General features: G+C 63.8%; 15 protein-coding genes. 7 read left to right on the top strand and 8 right to left on the bottom strand.

Annotated features, from left to right (window positions below; all coding sequences use genetic code 11):
- Positions 1 to 250: 250 nt before the first annotated feature.
- On the bottom strand, positions 251 to 658 hold the full coding sequence (locus BGK68_RS13245; protein ID WP_013233398.1) for a GlcG/HbpS family heme-binding protein: 408 nt from the start codon (positions 656 to 658) through the stop codon (positions 251 to 253).
- Positions 659 to 1,036: 378 nt separating this feature from the next.
- On the opposite strand from BGK68_RS13245, the gene BGK68_RS13240 reads away from it, so the two are divergent.
- Complete coding sequence (locus BGK68_RS13240; protein WP_075257486.1) at positions 1,037 to 1,639, top strand: C40 family peptidase; 603 nt, start codon at positions 1,037 to 1,039, stop codon at positions 1,637 to 1,639.
- 115 nt (positions 1,640 to 1,754) lie between these two features.
- On the opposite strand, the gene BGK68_RS13235 is transcribed toward BGK68_RS13240, so the two are convergent.
- Complete coding sequence (locus BGK68_RS13235) at positions 1,755 to 2,705, bottom strand: patatin-like phospholipase family protein (RefSeq protein ID WP_075257485.1); 951 nt, start codon at positions 2,703 to 2,705, stop codon at positions 1,755 to 1,757.
- 174 nt (positions 2,706 to 2,879) lie between these two features.
- Between BGK68_RS13235 and BGK68_RS13230 the strand changes: the two genes are divergently transcribed.
- Both BGK68_RS13230 and BGK68_RS13225 read left to right on the top strand, forming a co-directional pair.
- The gene (locus BGK68_RS13230; RefSeq protein WP_075259820.1) at positions 2,880 to 3,782 is read left to right on the top strand and encodes a hypothetical protein; all 903 of its coding nucleotides are present in this window, start codon (positions 2,880 to 2,882) and stop codon (positions 3,780 to 3,782) included.
- Between the two features lie 12 nt (positions 3,783 to 3,794).
- Complete coding sequence (locus tag BGK68_RS13225) at positions 3,795 to 4,385, top strand: IMPACT family protein (protein ID WP_075257484.1); 591 nt, start codon at positions 3,795 to 3,797, stop codon at positions 4,383 to 4,385.
- Here BGK68_RS13225 and BGK68_RS28010 read toward each other — a convergent pair.
- Positions 4,325 to 4,492, bottom strand: coding sequence for a hypothetical protein (locus BGK68_RS28010; protein ID WP_198937199.1), 168 nt, complete (start codon positions 4,490 to 4,492; stop codon positions 4,325 to 4,327). The genes BGK68_RS13225 and BGK68_RS28010 overlap by 61 nt on opposite strands.
- 14 nt (positions 4,493 to 4,506) lie before the next feature.
- Positions 4,507 to 5,964, bottom strand: coding sequence for an MFS transporter (locus tag BGK68_RS13220; protein ID WP_075257483.1), 1,458 nt, complete (start codon positions 5,962 to 5,964; stop codon positions 4,507 to 4,509).
- A gap of 141 nt (positions 5,965 to 6,105) precedes the next feature.
- Between BGK68_RS13220 and BGK68_RS13215 the strand changes: the two genes are divergently transcribed.
- A complete protein-coding gene (locus BGK68_RS13215; protein WP_075257482.1) occupies positions 6,106 to 6,777 on the top strand; it encodes a helix-turn-helix transcriptional regulator in 672 nt (223 codons plus the stop codon).
- A gap of 43 nt (positions 6,778 to 6,820) precedes the next feature.
- On the opposite strand, the gene nanR is transcribed toward BGK68_RS13215, so the two are convergent.
- Both nanR and BGK68_RS13205 read right to left on the bottom strand, forming a co-directional pair.
- Positions 6,821 to 7,528, bottom strand: a complete 708-nt coding sequence (gene nanR, locus BGK68_RS13210; RefSeq protein WP_075257481.1) for a transcriptional regulator NanR — start codon at positions 7,526 to 7,528, stop codon at positions 6,821 to 6,823.
- 78 nt (positions 7,529 to 7,606) lie between these two features.
- Positions 7,607 to 8,560, bottom strand: coding sequence for a LysR family transcriptional regulator (locus BGK68_RS13205; RefSeq protein ID WP_407645681.1), 954 nt, complete (start codon positions 8,558 to 8,560; stop codon positions 7,607 to 7,609).
- A gap of 122 nt (positions 8,561 to 8,682) precedes the next feature.
- On the opposite strand from BGK68_RS13205, the gene BGK68_RS13200 reads away from it, so the two are divergent.
- Positions 8,683 to 9,603, top strand: a complete 921-nt coding sequence (locus BGK68_RS13200) for a dihydrodipicolinate synthase family protein (RefSeq protein WP_075257480.1) — start codon at positions 8,683 to 8,685, stop codon at positions 9,601 to 9,603.
- A gap of 121 nt (positions 9,604 to 9,724) precedes the next feature.
- Here the strand turns inward: BGK68_RS13200 and BGK68_RS13195 are convergent, their stop codons facing one another.
- On the bottom strand, positions 9,725 to 10,414 hold the full coding sequence (locus BGK68_RS13195) for a winged helix-turn-helix domain-containing protein (RefSeq protein ID WP_075257479.1): 690 nt from the start codon (positions 10,412 to 10,414) through the stop codon (positions 9,725 to 9,727).
- A gap of 475 nt (positions 10,415 to 10,889) precedes the next feature.
- On the opposite strand from BGK68_RS13195, the gene BGK68_RS13190 reads away from it, so the two are divergent.
- Both BGK68_RS13190 and BGK68_RS13185 read left to right on the top strand, forming a co-directional pair.
- Positions 10,890 to 11,678 carry a response regulator transcription factor gene (locus BGK68_RS13190; protein ID WP_075257478.1) on the top strand — a complete coding sequence of 263 codons (789 nt, stop codon included), beginning with the start codon at positions 10,890 to 10,892 and terminating at the stop codon, positions 11,676 to 11,678.
- Between the two features lie 9 nt (positions 11,679 to 11,687).
- Positions 11,688 to 14,447, top strand: a complete 2,760-nt coding sequence (locus tag BGK68_RS13185; RefSeq protein ID WP_075257477.1) for a hybrid sensor histidine kinase/response regulator — start codon at positions 11,688 to 11,690, stop codon at positions 14,445 to 14,447.
- A gap of 17 nt (positions 14,448 to 14,464) precedes the next feature.
- Here BGK68_RS13185 and BGK68_RS13180 read toward each other — a convergent pair whose 3' ends face one another.
- Positions 14,465 to 14,674 (bottom strand): hypothetical protein, encoded by a 210-nt coding sequence (locus tag BGK68_RS13180; RefSeq protein WP_069373389.1) that lies wholly within the window; start codon positions 14,672 to 14,674, stop codon positions 14,465 to 14,467.
- Between the last annotated feature and the right edge of the window lie 77 nt (positions 14,675 to 14,751).

Genomic DNA, 14,751 nt, shown 5'->3' with positions numbered 1-14,751 from the left:
TTTGCGCGCCAACCGACCGGCGCGAACACCCCGACTCATTCGGTACGGGAGCGTGGCTGGGCCTGTTTGGAACGAGGAAGAGGAATGGGTATGCGCTACGGCGGATAAAATTGGCTAAACCGCTCAATTATAGCGCAAGAGCGTCCCTCCGGCAAATCGTAGATCGCCGAAAGTTGCCGCAAGAAGCACCGAAATGGCTGCAAAAAAGCGGGAACGCCGGCAGGCAAGCCCACCGGCGTCGAGGAGGAGATTACAGGCCCAGGGCAGCGATGCCGGCCTTGGCGATCTGCACGTCTTCCGAGGACTTCACGCCCGAGACGCCCACGGCGCCCACGTAGTGGCCGTCAACGACGACAGGCACGCCGCCTTCGAGCAGGCCATCCAGGCCGGGGGCGCTCAGGAAGGAGACGCGGCCGTTGTTGATCATGTCTTCATAGATCTTGCTTTCACGGCGACCCAGCGCAGCGGTGCGGGCCTTGGCCGGGGCGATCTGCGAGGAGATCGGAGCAGCGCCGTCCATGCGTTGCAGCCACAGCAGGTGGCCGCCATCGTCGACCACGGAAATGACCACATTCCAGTTGTTGGCACGGGCTTCGGCTTCGGCGCCGGCGGCGATCTTCTTCACGTCGTCCAGCGTCAGAAACGGTTTGGTTTGCATGTTTGCTCCGGTAGGCATAAAAAATCGAACGCTGATTGTACGGCCAGATCGCTTTTTTGACACCCCGCCGCCACAAACTCATCGTTGAGAGTTTTTAATGCACCTTTAATGCAGCATTTAACGCACCAGAAAGAAGCCCTTCGCCAGGTCGCGACAGGCAGATCACGGAAGTAGTGCAAATTGCGCGAATAGTGCAAATAATTTAGCGAAAAAATTTTTTACAGCTCCTGTAGGAAAAACACTTACAGGGAGAAGACCGTGAGAAGCCCGCTTTTGCCCCACAAATCATTTCAATTTGACAAGCTGGCATGAAATCAGCTTTTGACAAGACGTAAGATTTACCTTACAGTCCCGCAATCCTATTTTGAGAGGATCCCGATGACCCTACGCCGATCTGACCGAATCCGACGACAAACCGCTCGCGCGTGCGCGCTCGCAGCCGGCCTCTGGATCAGTGCATCGGCTCATTCCGCTGACCTTTCCCTGGCAGCGCAGGATCTTCCCCCTCCCCAGGCAACTACCCCGCAAGCCCAGCAACTGATCAGCAAGACCAATCTTGCGATCGCCCGCCTGCAAGACATCACCAACCGCGCATCCGAACTGGCCACCCAGGCCCTGGCCATGCTGGGCATCAATTACCGCTACGGCGGCAATTCGCCTGATACGGGCCTGGATTGCAGCGGCCTGGTGCGTTACGTCTTCAAGGAAGCATGGGGCACCGACCTGCCCCGCACCTCGCTGGAAATCAGCCGCGTGGGCGAAAAGATCGGCAAGGATAATCTGCAACCCGGCGATCTGGTGTTCTACAACACCCTGCGTCGTGGCTTCTCGCACGTGGGCATCTATCTGGGCGACGGCAAGTTCATCCACTCCCCCTCGGCCGGCGGCCAGGTGCGTATCGAGAGCATGGACGAGTCCTACTGGAAGAAGCGCTTCAATGGTGCGCGCCGCATCGCGGCCGGCGAAGAAGAAAGCAAATAAGTAAAAAGTAAATAATTACGCAATTCCGAGTTCTGCTTACCAAGCAAATTCAACGAAATAGGCCGCTATCATCAGCGGCCTTTTTTTTATTTCTACAACACCATCACCCAGGCCATCACTCGCCCATCTGCATGGCCTTGAGCTTGCGCTTGATCTCCGGCATGGCCGCCAGCGCCGCCTGCTCGCCGGCCATGATGGCCACGTTGCGGCTGGCGAAGTCGCTGCCCTTCATCGCACCCAGGCCAGGCTGCAGGACGATGTCGGCGTTCTTGAGCTCATACTGGTTGATGGTCTGGCCCATGATGGCAAAGGTCTGCAACAGCACATCCACGGAACTGCTTGAAGCTGCTTGCGCCTCGGGATTGGCCGAGATGTTGACCGCAATCACGAAGTCCGCTCCCATCTGCCGCGCAAAGCGCACCGGCACCGGCGACACCAGCCCGCCATCGACATAGGTGTGCTCGCCGATCTTCACCGACTGGAACACCCCCGGCACCGCCGACGAAGCCCGCACGGCAATGCCGGCATTGCCGCGCTGGAACAGGATAGGCTGGCCGCTGCGCAAGTCTGTGGCGACCGCGCCAAAGGGAATCTTGAATTTCTCGATGGGGACGTTGTTGACGGCCTTGTTGACGTAGTTCTGCACGCCCTCCCCCTTGAGCACGCCGCTGACCTTGGAGAACAGTGGCACCGACCAGTCCGAGATGGCCGCCTCGTCCATGGCCAGGGCCAGCTTCTGCAAGGCAAAGCCATCGTTGCCGGCGGCATAGAGCGCACCGACCAGGCTGCCCGCGCTGGTGCCAGCCACCACATCGACCTGCACGCCCTGCGCCTCCAGCGCCTTGATCACGCCGATGTGGGCAAAGCCGCGCGCAGCGCCGCCGCCCAGGGCCAGGCCGATCTTGACGCGGCGCGGCGTCGGGCTGACCGGCGTTACCGTCGAGGAAGTGGCCGCACTGCCCTCGCGGGGCGAACTGCTGCCCGGCATCCACGAAGAGGTGCCGCAGGCGGAAAGGAAGAAAGTGCTAGCAAGGGCGGCCGCAGCCAGACGGAAGGGAAAGCGCATGAGACGACAGGTGGGAAATGAAGCGCCCTATTCTACTGCAAGCTCGGCCAGTGTCCGGGTCCGAGATGCCAGTGGTGTAGAATGCGCCGCCTGGCTCCAGGCCTTCCTTATGCATCGTTTTGCATCGTTTTGCATCGTTTTGCATCGTTTTGCATCGTCTTGCACGGCACCACCATGAATATCGTCATCAACGAAGAACTGAAACAGTACATCGACCCGCTCACTCCCAACGAATACGCCGCGCTGGAACGCAGCCTGCTGGCCGAAGGCTGCCGCGACGCGCTGGTGCTATGGGGCGAGGTGCTCATCGATGGTCACAACCGTTACGAAATCTGCAGCAAGTACGACCTGCCCTTCAAGACCATCCAGAACGACAGCTTCCAATCGCTGGAGGACGTGCTGCTCTGGATGATCGACAACCAGCTGGGCCGCCGCAGCGTCTCCGACTTCCAGCGCGGCATGCTGGCCCTGCGCAAGCGCGACATCATCGCCGCCCGCACCAAGGCCGAGGCCACGCCGGCCAAGACCAGCGCCGGCGACGACAGCCCGGCCGGCGACGAGACCGCCCCCGCCGATGCGGCCCAGGCCCATGATGACCCCTGGCATGCCGACGACAACACCGGCCGCATCAAGACCCGCGAAGACATCGCCCGCGCCGCCGGCATCAGCAGCGCCACCATCGGCCAGATCGACCGCATCCGCAAGACCGCCGCACCGGAACTGGTGCAGGCCGTGCGCAGCGGCGCCATCTCCATCAACGCCGCCGCTGCCGTGGCCACCCTGCCCAGCGAAGTGCAGGTCAGCGCAGTGGCCGGTGGCAAGAAGGAATTGCGCGAGGCCGCCAAGAAAGTGCGCGAGCAGAAAGCCGCCACCCGCACGCCGCGCGCCCCCAAGGCCGAGGACAGCGTCGGCGACGTGGCTATCCCCCTGGTGGAAGGTCAGGAAAACGAACTCACCGCCACCCTGCGCCGCGAGATCAGCGCCCTGCAAGCCCGCGTGGCGCAGCTCTCCGAAGAAAACCAGGGCCTGCGCGCCGAACTGGCCCTGCTCAAGGGCAACGCCGACCACCAGGCCTGACGGTACCACGCCATGGCCACCTTCACCCTCGCCCAGCGTGTGGAGATCGAACTGGAGATCCGCAAGAGCCGCTTCATCGGCATCGTCATGCCGGTGCCCGGACGCGAGGCCGCCATGCAGGAAATCGCCCGCATGCGCGACGCCCACCGCAGCGCCACCCACGTCTGCTGGGCGCTGATGGCCGGCGGCCAGTCCGGCATGTCCGATGATGGCGAACCCTCCGGCACCGCTGGCCGGCCCATGCTGGAAGTACTGCGTCACCATGAGCTCGATGGCGTCCTGGCCATGGTGGTGCGCTATTTCGGCGGCGTGAAGCTGGGTGCGGGCGGACTGGTGCGGGCCTATACCGACGCCATCGCCAGCGCCCTCAAAGAAGCCCAGCGCACCGAACGCGTGGCCCAGGCCGAGATCGAGATCGGCGTGATCTATGCGGCCGAGCCGCAGTTGCGCTACTGGCTGGCGCAGCAGAAATACGAACTGCTGGACAGCCGCCACGACACCCTGGCGCACCTCCACCTGCGCCTGCCCGAAGCCGCCCTGGCTCAGGCAGAAGAAGCGATCCGCCGGCTCTCTTCGAACGCCGAGATCAAACGCATCATCTGATCCATGCGCTCGCGCAGGGCCGCATCAGGCGGGCGCGACCACAGCATGTCGAACTCGGCCACCAGCAGGTGATAGTCGATCTCGGTCATGGGCACAGGCAGCTCCATCTTCCCTCCTACGCCTAAGCACGCGCCACCAGCCTGCGCGTGAGCACGATGGCCAGGGCCGGCGCCACCGCAAACACGGCAAACAACACCCCGGCGGCCTGGCGCGCACCGTCCACCCCGCCCGGCATGCCCAGGCCCGCCTGGTTGGCGATCAGACCGGCCAGGGCCGCGCCCATGGCCATCGCATACAACTGCACGGTGGTGATGGCCGAGGAAGTCAGGTTCTCTTCCCCGGGACGCGCCGCCTGCATGGCCCGCGCCACCAGATGCGGCCAGCCCACGCCAATGCCCAGGCCAGCAGCCGCCAACGCCAGCACGACCAGCACATCGGCCACCAGGCCCGCCGCCAGCAAGCTCGCCGGCAGCAGCGCGGCCAGGGCCAGCAGACCCAGCAGCATCAGCCAGGGCCCCATGCGGATCATGCGTGCAGCCGCCTGTGCACTGCGTCCGGAACCCACCAGCGAACCCACGCTCCAGCCGCCGGCCATGGCGGCGGTGGCATAGCCAGCGGCCAGTGGCGCGTAACCATGCAGGCTCTGCAGGAAGTACGGCACGAAGATCTCCACGCAACTGGCCATCACCAGCAGCGAGATGCAGGCAAAGGCGCAGCCCATCATCGTGGAGAGCCGATAGCCGTCGCGCGGCAACAGGCTGATGCGATGGCGCAGGTCAATGCGCGCCACCCATGCACCCAGCCCGGCGCCGCCCAGCACGCAGGCCAGTGCGCTCCAGGCCTGTCCGGTCTGCGCCGCCAGCGCCACCAGCAAGACCGACAGCGCCAGCAGGAAGATGCGTCCCAAGGGCATGGCTTGCACCGCATCGGACTGCGCGCGCACCCGGTCCGGCCCCAACTGCCGCACCACCAGCGCAGACTGCAGCAACAGCAAGGGCAGCAACGCGAAGAAAGCCAGCCGCCAGTGCCCGCCTGCCGCGAACAGCCCACCCACGGCCGGCCCCAGCAAGTTCGAGACGCCCCACATCCCCGACACCAGGGCGATGGCGCGCGACCACAAGCGCTGCTCGAAGACCAACGGAATCAGGGCATAGCCCAGCGAGGCCAGCAGCCCGCCACCTACACCCTGCACCGCCCGTCCTGCCAGCATCCAGCCCATGCTGCCTGCGCCCGCGCACACCAGCGCGCCAGCGCCGAACACCGCCAGCGCCAGCAGGTAAGCCGCACGCGCTCCCAGGCGGGCCAGCAGCTTGCCGGTCAGGGTCGAACCGATGATCGATGTCACCACGAAAAGGGTCACGTTCCAGGCGTAATAATCGAGTCCGCCAATATCACGTACCACCGAGGGCAGGATGGTCGTGACGATGTGGACATTGATGGCATGCATGGCCACGCCGCCGGTCAGGGCGACGGCGCACCAGCCGTGGCGGCGGCCCAGCAGTTCGCCCCAGCTGGCCACGCTGGCGGGCTGGGACTGAGGTTGAGGCTGGGCGGGCGGAGCGGAAGAAGAAGTTGTCATGGCGTTTCCTTCATGATTGGAGAGAGCAGATGCTGATCGACTTTTGTCCGGCGCCGGACTATTATCCAAGTAAATTCTTGGTTAATTTGAGCGCATGGTAAAACGTAACGTACAATTAAACAAGTAAACACTTGGATTAATATGCGAACCGATCAAGCGATACAGAACCCCACACACGCCAGCCCCAGCACCGCCGACCGCATCCTGCTGCGCCTGAAGACGCGCGGCCCGGCCTCGGCCAGCGAACTTGCAGCAGAGCTGGAGATGAGTGCCGAAGCGGCGCGCCAGCAGATCCAGAAACTGGCGACCGATGGCCTCATCTCAGGCCGCCAGGCCGCCGCCGCGCGCGCCGGGCGGCCCCGGCAGGATTGGGAGCTCACGGCGGCAGGCCACGCCCGCTTTCCGGATACGCACGCGCAATTGACGGTGCAATTGATAGGATCGATACGGCAGCTGTTTGGCCAGGCCGGCCTGGACAAGTTGATCGACCAGCGCGAAGTGCAGATGCGCGCCGAGTATCAGCAGCATTGCGGCAGGCTGAACTCGCTACCGCGCAAGCTGGAAAAGCTGGCCGAATTGCGTAGCGCCGAAGGCTACATGGCGCGGGTGGAAAAACAGGGCAAGCAATGGCTGCTCATCGAAGACCACTGTCCCATCTGCGCCGCGGCACAGAGCTGCCAGGGTTTTTGCCGGTCGGAGCTGCAATTGTTTGGAGAGGTGCTGGGCGAGCATGCCGAGATCACCCGGGAGGAACACCTGCTGGCAGACGGGCGGCGTTGCGTCTATCGCATCACTGCGCTAGCGTCGGGTTGATACGCGCCAGCGGGTGGCCAATGAGGTGAGGATCAACGGCCCGTCATTGCTGCCCCAGCCTGCGATACAGCGCATTGGCCCGCACCAGATGTATGCGCATCGCCTCGGCGGCGGCGTCGCCGTCACCGGCGGCAATGGCGTCCACGATGCGCGTATGTTCGGCCAGGGTCAGCTCTTCCGCACCCGGCGCACGCACCATGGGCGTATAGAACTCGCTGGCCCAGCGGAACAGGGATTCGACGATGGACGGGAAGATGGGATTGCCGCTGATGTCGGCAATCTCGCGGTGGAAGGCCATGTCGCGTTCGATGAATTCGCCCAGATCGACCATCGAGGCCCGATGCGCCGTCACGGCTTGGCGCAGCCGCTCGATCTGCTCTGGCGTGGCGCGCGCGGCGGCCATGCGGGCGGTGCTGGTTTCCAGGAAGACGCGGGCCTCCTTGAGATGCTGCAACATGTCCGGCTTGGTGCGCAGCAGATGCTGCGCACCGGCGGCGATCTGGGCGATCAGGCGCTCGGCAGTGGGATCGACCACCCGCGCACGCTCGCCGTGGGCGATCTCCACGAAGCCGGAGCGCTCCATGGCCTGCAAGGCTTCGCGCACGGCCGGGCGTCCCACGCCGTATTGCTCCATCAGGTCACGCTCGGAAGGCAGTTGCGACCCCGCCGGGAATTCACCCTGGTGGATACGGTTCATCAGGCGTTCCAGTACTTCCTGGTATAACTTGCGTCGCTGTATCTGTTCGGGCATGGCGGATGTCTCTGTCTCTAATAGGTTTCGTTGGAGGCGCACTCTACCACAATCCCACGCCAGGCCTGCGATTGCGCCCTATGCCAAGCCCTCGCGCAGCAATTGCACAAAGGCCTGTCCCGCACCCGACAATTGCCCGCCCTTGCGCGTGACGATGCCGATGGTCTGCGACATCGAGCGCAATTTCACCGGCAGGATGCGCAGCATGCCGCGCTGCACGAACATCTCCGCCACCGCCGTGGGCAGGATGGACACCATGTCCGCCCCCTGCTGCAACAAGGCCACCGTCACGAAGGTAGAAGCCGTGGCGATGGTATTGGTCGGCATGGACAGTCCGGCCAGGTCCATCTCCCGCTCCAGCACCGCATGCAGGGGCATGTGGCTGGGATAGGTGATCCAGCGGTAGCCGGCCAGCGCCGCCAGGTGCAGCTCCTTGCCACGCGGCCGCGGATGCTCGGCCGACACCACCACCGACAAGGGCTCTTCCGACAGGCTCTGGTAATGGTACTTGCCGGGATGGGCCGAGACGCTGGCGCGCGCCACCAGCAGGTCGAGATGGCCCTCGTCGAGCAGGTCCAGCATGTGCAGGCTGGTGTCTTCGACGATCTCGATGCTCAGCTCCGGATGGCGGCGCTGCAAGGCGTCCACCGCCGGCACGATCAGCGCCGGCACCGCGCCCATGACCGCGCCGATGGCCAGGCGCCCGCCCTGCCCCGAACGGATCTGGGCCATCTCTTCGCACAACGAACCCAGGTCGGTGGCCATCAGGCGCGCATAACGGATCACGCAATGGCCGAAGGGATTGGGAATCAGGCCGGACTTGGTGCGCTCGAACAGTTGCGCATCCAGCATCGATTCCAGCTCGGCCAGCGACTTGCTGGCCGCCGACTGCGTCATGGCCAGGGCGCTGGAGGCCTTGTGCAGGGATTTGTGCTCATCCAGGGCGATGAGCAATTGCAGCTGCTTCATGCGCAGGCGCGACAGCAGGATGTTCAGACTTTGCGGGCGAGGGGCGGATTGCAGAGATGGCATGGGTGATTCCAAAAAGCGATCACATGATGGAAAGTCTTCACTATACAGCCCATCGGGGCAGACGTATATTCACCGTCATCCAACACCCCTAACAACCCTGACAATCCCAACAAGGAGACTCCATGAGCACCCCTCTCTACCGCGGCGTATTCCCGGTCGCCCCGACCATCTTCGACGCCAACGGCAAGCTGGACCTGGAAGGCCAGAAGCGCGCCATCGATTTCATGATCGACGCCGGCTCCAACGGCCTGTGCATCCTGGCCAATTTCTCCGAGCAGTTCGTGCTCTCGGACGAAGAACGTGTGCAGGTACAGAACACGGTGCTGGAGCATGTGGCCGGACGCGTGCCGGTCATCGTCACCACCACCCACTACGGCAGCCAGATCTGCGCCGAGCGCAGCCGCGCTGCCCAGGATGCGGGCGCAGCCATGGTGATGGTGATGCCGCCCTACCACGGCGCCACCTTCCGCGTGCCGGAAAAACAGATCTACGAATTCTACAAACACGTCTCCGACGCCATCGATATCCCCATCATGATCCAGGATGCGCCGGTGGCCGGCACGCCCCTGTCAGCCCCCTTCCTGGCCCGCATGGCCAAGGAAATCGAACAGGTCTCCTACTTCAAGATCGAAACCGCCGGCGCGGCCTCCAAGCTGCGTGATCTGATCGAACTGGGCGGCGACGCCGTGGTCGGTCCGTGGGATGGCGAAGAAGCCATCACCCTGATCCCCGACCTGGACGCCGGCGCCACCGGCGCCATGACCGGCGGCGGCTATCCGGACGGCATCCGCAAGATCGTCGACGCCTACTTCGCGGGCGACACCGAGAAGGCCGCCGAGCTCTACATGCAGTGGCTGCCGCTGATCAACTACGAAAACCGCCAGTGCGGCCTGTCCGCCTGCAAGGCGCTCATGCTCGAAGGCGGCGTGATCAAGTCCGACATGCTGCGCCATCCGCAGCCGCCGCTGCATCCCAAGGTGCGCGAAGGCCTGCTGCGCGTGGCGCGCCGCCTCGATCCGCTGGTGCTGAGCTGGGGCAGGTAAGCCCGGTCGGTCGGGCCACAGTGAGCTGTGGCTGCGCTGACCTTGAATAGAGAAATACAAGAAAATCGCCGCCCTGGCTTAGCCCAGGAGCGGCGATTCTTGTTCAGGGGTCACGCCGGTTTCAATAGGCGCCCCCCTTCAACGCCCGGATAGGCTCGCTGAAGTAATAGCCCTGTCCGTGCAGGGTCTGCAGCGGCAAATTGCTCAGCCCGCTCTCGCGGCACTTGCGACGCAGCCGGCTGATTATCTTTTCCAGTATGCGCTCATCGAAATCGACGTAGGGCACGCCGAAGACGCCAGCGATATCGCTGCGGCTGGCCGAGTGATGCGAACTGGCCGCCAGGAGCCTGAGCAAGGCAATCTCCTTGTCGTTCACCTTCAATGCATCATTGCGCGGCGTGCGCAAGGTGCGCGCCTTCAAGTCGAGCTGCCAGACGCCTGGCACCAGCCGACGCAGCATCACGTCGATATAGGTAGCCAGCATGTCCAGCCGCACGGGCATCGGCTCGCAGAAATCAGCACCGCTTTCCAGACCGTGGATACGGCTGGCCGCGCATTCATCGGGCGCCGCAATGAGCAGGATGCCGATGCGCGCATTGAGCGAGCGCAACCTGCGCACCACCTCGCAAGCTGGACCACTCGCTCGCCCCATATCGACAATGGCGATATCGCCCGCACACACGGGCATCATCATCCCCCCATCCTCCGCCATCGGCGAAATCAACGTATGTCCGCGCGCACGCAGATATTTACGCAACGACGCATTACACTGCCGCCTCGCATCGCTTTCAACCAGAAATACTGCAACCATTCAATTCCCCCTCTATGAGAGTAAGCAAAACAATGACTAACAAAAATACGATGTCACGAAAACGTCAACACCTCTGCGCTCCTTGAATGAAGCGCATTTACGATGACGCCGGATAAGAAATTTATACAAAAAATCTAATTTTTTACACTTTGTCTTGTTCCGTTCGAACAGATTGTTTTTACATCGGGAAAAATCTATTGTCTTTGAACAAAGCTTAACCACAATCAAGATCAAGGCCCTAACTCATGTAGCAAAACTATCCGGCCTGGTGACAGGCCAGACAGGCCCGGACGGCGGCCTTTTCGGGATATCTGCAACGATACGTTTTTCGAAAAAATTCGCCGTCTTTCTCATCGGGCTTTTGCATAACCGTCCGATTGTTTTGAAGGCCGGGAAAATATTTACTCCCGGACCATTTTTTCGTCGGCAGACTGGGCTTTCGCGGTAAGTTTCTCCTCTACTTTACGAGGAGAAAATGATCTACAAGCCGCTCCCCCCCCTCCCCCTCGGCCCCCTCTCCGGCCAGCGCATCCTGGTTGTCGATGATGCCGAAGACGACCGCACCCTGCTCACAGGATTCCTGCTGCGCCATGGCGTGCGCCTCTACATCGGCACCGATGGACAGGATGGCTATCGCAAGGCCCAGACCGTGCGGCCGGACCTGATCCTGATGGATATCCGCATGCCCGGCTACGACGGCCTGACCAGTTGTCGCCTGCTCAAGGCCAATACGAGCACGCGCAATATTCCGGTGATCTTCCTCTCTGCAGCCACGACCACGGAAGAGAAGGTCACCGGACTCTCCACCGGCGCCGTGGACTACATCACCAAACCCTTCGACTTCGAGGAAGTGCGACTGAGGTTGTGCATCCATCTGCGCTCGGCGGTGCGCAGCAATGCGCCGTCGGCCAGCACGGAGAGTGTGGAAGTTCCGCACGGGACCAATACCTTCGACATGGTGCTGTTCCAGGCTGCCCGCAAGCTGATGCTGGAGAAGCTGGACCAGACCCTGAGCCTCAATGGCCTGGCCTCGGCGGTGGGCACCAATGCACGTCGGCTCAGCAGCGCCTTCAAGAACTGCGCGGGCGTGACCGTGTTCGACTTCCTGCGCGAAGAGCGCATGAGGGAAGCGCGCCGGCTGCTCTCGGAAACCACGCTGGAGATTGGCACCATCGCACTGGCGCTGGGGTATAGCAATACGGCCAATTTCTCCACGGCGTTCCGCGAGCGCTTCGGCATGCCACCCAGCCAGTTCCGCCGCTGACATCCCGCCATGCAAGCCTCGCAGGAACTGCGCCGGCCGCATGGGCCAGCGCTGCAGATGATGCGCGCTCTGCTGCTGACATTGGCGCTCGGGCTTCTGTGTGCGCCGCGCGCAGGCGCGCTCAGCATCGACTTCGCGCAAGTGGGCGAGGCCGCCACCATCACGCCTGCACTGTGGCTGCTGCATGACCCTGGCGCCGGCCTGGACGTGCCGGACGCGCGCGCGCAGGCGGACTGGCGTCCCGTTGGCGCGAGCGTGCTCAAGCTTGGCTACGACGAAGGGGCGTACTGGCTGTACGGTGCGCTGCGCAATTCGGCGGAGATTCCCGTCACCCGCTGGCTGGGGCTGGGTTCTGCGCGCCTGGAAGACGTGCAACTGCATCTGCTGGCCACGGACCATGGCGAGGATGCCAGCGCGCCTGCGCAGATGCAGCAGGCCGGCACTCGCTTTCCCCTCGGGCAGCGCAGCGTGCGTTCCTTGCGTCCTTTCTTTGCGGTGACACTGGCACCGGGTGAGGAGCGCCAGTTCATGCTGCGCGTGGCCAGCGACTCCATCATCGACATCAGCGTGGCGCTGTGGGAGCCCGCCGCGATGCGCCAGGAGGAGGGCCGCGAACTGGCGATCCAGGGTTTCCTCCTGGGCCTGTCATTGCTGCTGGCGGCCTATGCGCTGGTGCAGGGACTGGTCTGGCGCGATCGCAGCCTCATATTCATGGCGGCCTGGCTGGCGACGGCGCAGGCCTATATCTGCGCCTTCCAGGGCTATCTGTATCGCTACCTGCTGGAGGCGGGCAGCGCCTGGATCGTCCACGCTCCCGCCACCCTGGGTTGCCTGGCCACGCTGATCTACCTGTGCATGAGCCAGAGCATGGTGGAACTGCAGACGCTGTGGCGCTGGCAGACGCTGTACCGGTACATGATCCTGGTGTTGGGCGTGGTGACCTCGTGGACGGCGCTGGGCGACTATCGCGACGCCGCCCCGGTCGCCAACGCCAGCGCCGGGCTGTCCTACCTGGCGTGGCTGGCCTCGATGCTGCATGCCTGGCGGCGCCGGCTGGACAATGCGCGCATGCTGGTGCTGTCCTTTGCACTGGCCTGGCTGGCGATGTCGATGAAGATGCTGGAACTCAACGGCGTGTTCGACGGCGACCTGCTGCCGGACTGGCGTTTTGCCGCGCTGTTCCAGATCGGGCTGCTGTGCATGACCAGCGTGATCGTGACCGGCCGCGCAGTAGACCTGCATCGCAAGCACGAGCAGATGCAATCGTCTGTGCTTTCCCTGCGCGCGCGCGAACAGCTCAAGCTGGAAAGAGCGGTGGCGGTGCGCACCCAGGAACTGCGCCAGGCCCTGCAGGCGGCCGACGAGGCGAACCTGGCCAAGAGCGGTTTCCTGACCCGCATCAGCCACGACCTGCGCACCCCGCTCACGTCCATCCTCGGCTTTGCCGACATGATCCAGGCCAGCGGCGGCCAGCATGCGGGACACGGCCGTATCATCATGCGCAGCGCCCGCCACATGCTGGCCATGGTCAACGACCTGATCGACTATGCGCGCGGCGATCCGCTGGACACACCGCAGCCGGTGCCGCTCTACCTGCATGCCCTGCTCCAGGAGATCGCCCAGGAGGGCCAGGTGCTGGCCCAGCGCCAGCACAATCACTTCACCCTGGACATCAGCCCGGACCTGCCGCCCGTGCTGGCGCTGGATGCGCGCCGCCTGCACCGCATCCTCGGCAATCTGCTGGACAACGCCGCCAAGTACACCCGCGAGGGCCACATCGGCCTGCGCGTGCAGTGGCAGGCCGACAGCGCGCACGCCGGCAAGGGCGCGCTGCAGATCGAGGTCAGCGATACCGGATGCGGCATTGCGCTGCAATTCCAGGCCCGCATCTTCGAACCCTTCGAACGCGCCGACGCCGACCGCCGGCAACCCGGCATCGGCATGGGCCTGGCCATCGTCAGGCTATGGGTGCAGCGCATGGACGGCAGTATTGCGCTGGAGAGCCAGCCAGGCGTCGGCACCCGCATGCAGCTGCAGTTGCCGGCCGAGCTGGGATCGGAACAGGATATCGCCAGCCATCACGTGCAGGAGCAAAGCAGTGCGCGCGTGCTCATCGATGGCGCTGGCCGCCAGGTGGTGGTGGTGGAAGACAGTCCGGAAATCGCCCGGCTGCTGTCAGATCAGTTGAGCAGCCTGGGCTTCGCGGTGAGCGTGTTCGGCGATGGCGAAACCGCCATCGCCCACCTGTGCGCGCTGCCCATGGACCAGGAGGCCCCTGCGCTGGTGCTGACCGACTATCTGCTGCCGGGCGTACACGGAGGGGCGGTGCTGCAAGCGGCGCGTCGCCTGCTGCCGGGGACGCCGGTGCTGCTGCTGTCGGCCACCCTGCATGCCTGCGAGGTCGAGCTTGAGGAGGACCTGCGCTTCGACGGTAGTCTGCTCAAGCCGGTCAACTTCAGCGAGTTGCAAGAGATGATCGCGCAACTGCTGCAGTTGCCATTGCTGGGACGCACCGCTAGCACCGGCAGCACCGCCGGTGAGGTCTTGGCCATGCCGCCAGAGGCGCTGTTGCAGGCGGCCCTGGAGATGATTGCGGAAGGGGCAGTGTCCGACCTGATCGACTGGTGCGAGACGCTGGGTCATGATCATCCGCAGTGCAGCCAGTTCCAGGCGCAGGCGCTTGAGCAGATCACGCAGGGCCACTTGGCGAGATTGCGCGCCATGTGCGAGCAGGCGCTCAGCGAGCGCACGGAATCTGCCGCCCTCTGAGGCAGCGTCGGCGGCGTTCAGTCCCGCAGTCGCCCGCTGGCCAGGTCGATGCGCCCGTCCACTTCGCCTCGCTGCTGGTAGGCCTGGGCATTGCGCTGGTTGATCTGGTACTGCTCCTCGGCATGCTGGTAGGCCAGTTGCTCCTTGGGCGAGCGGCTACAGCCGGTCAGCAGCAGGAGAGACATGAGGGGGAGCAGGAGCAGCAGAAGTGCCGGTTTGGCATTCATGATCGTCTCCGTTTTATATTTCTGTGCGGAAATATACTCCTCACGAAGTCTCACCACAAGCCCTATCGGCGCCTCCT

The sequence above is a fragment of the Herbaspirillum camelliae genome (assembly GCF_001929405.1).
GTDB classification, from domain to species: Bacteria; Pseudomonadota; Gammaproteobacteria; order Burkholderiales; family Burkholderiaceae_D; genus Herbaspirillum; species Herbaspirillum seropedicae.
This window is presented reverse-complemented; position numbering and strand designations above follow the sequence as displayed.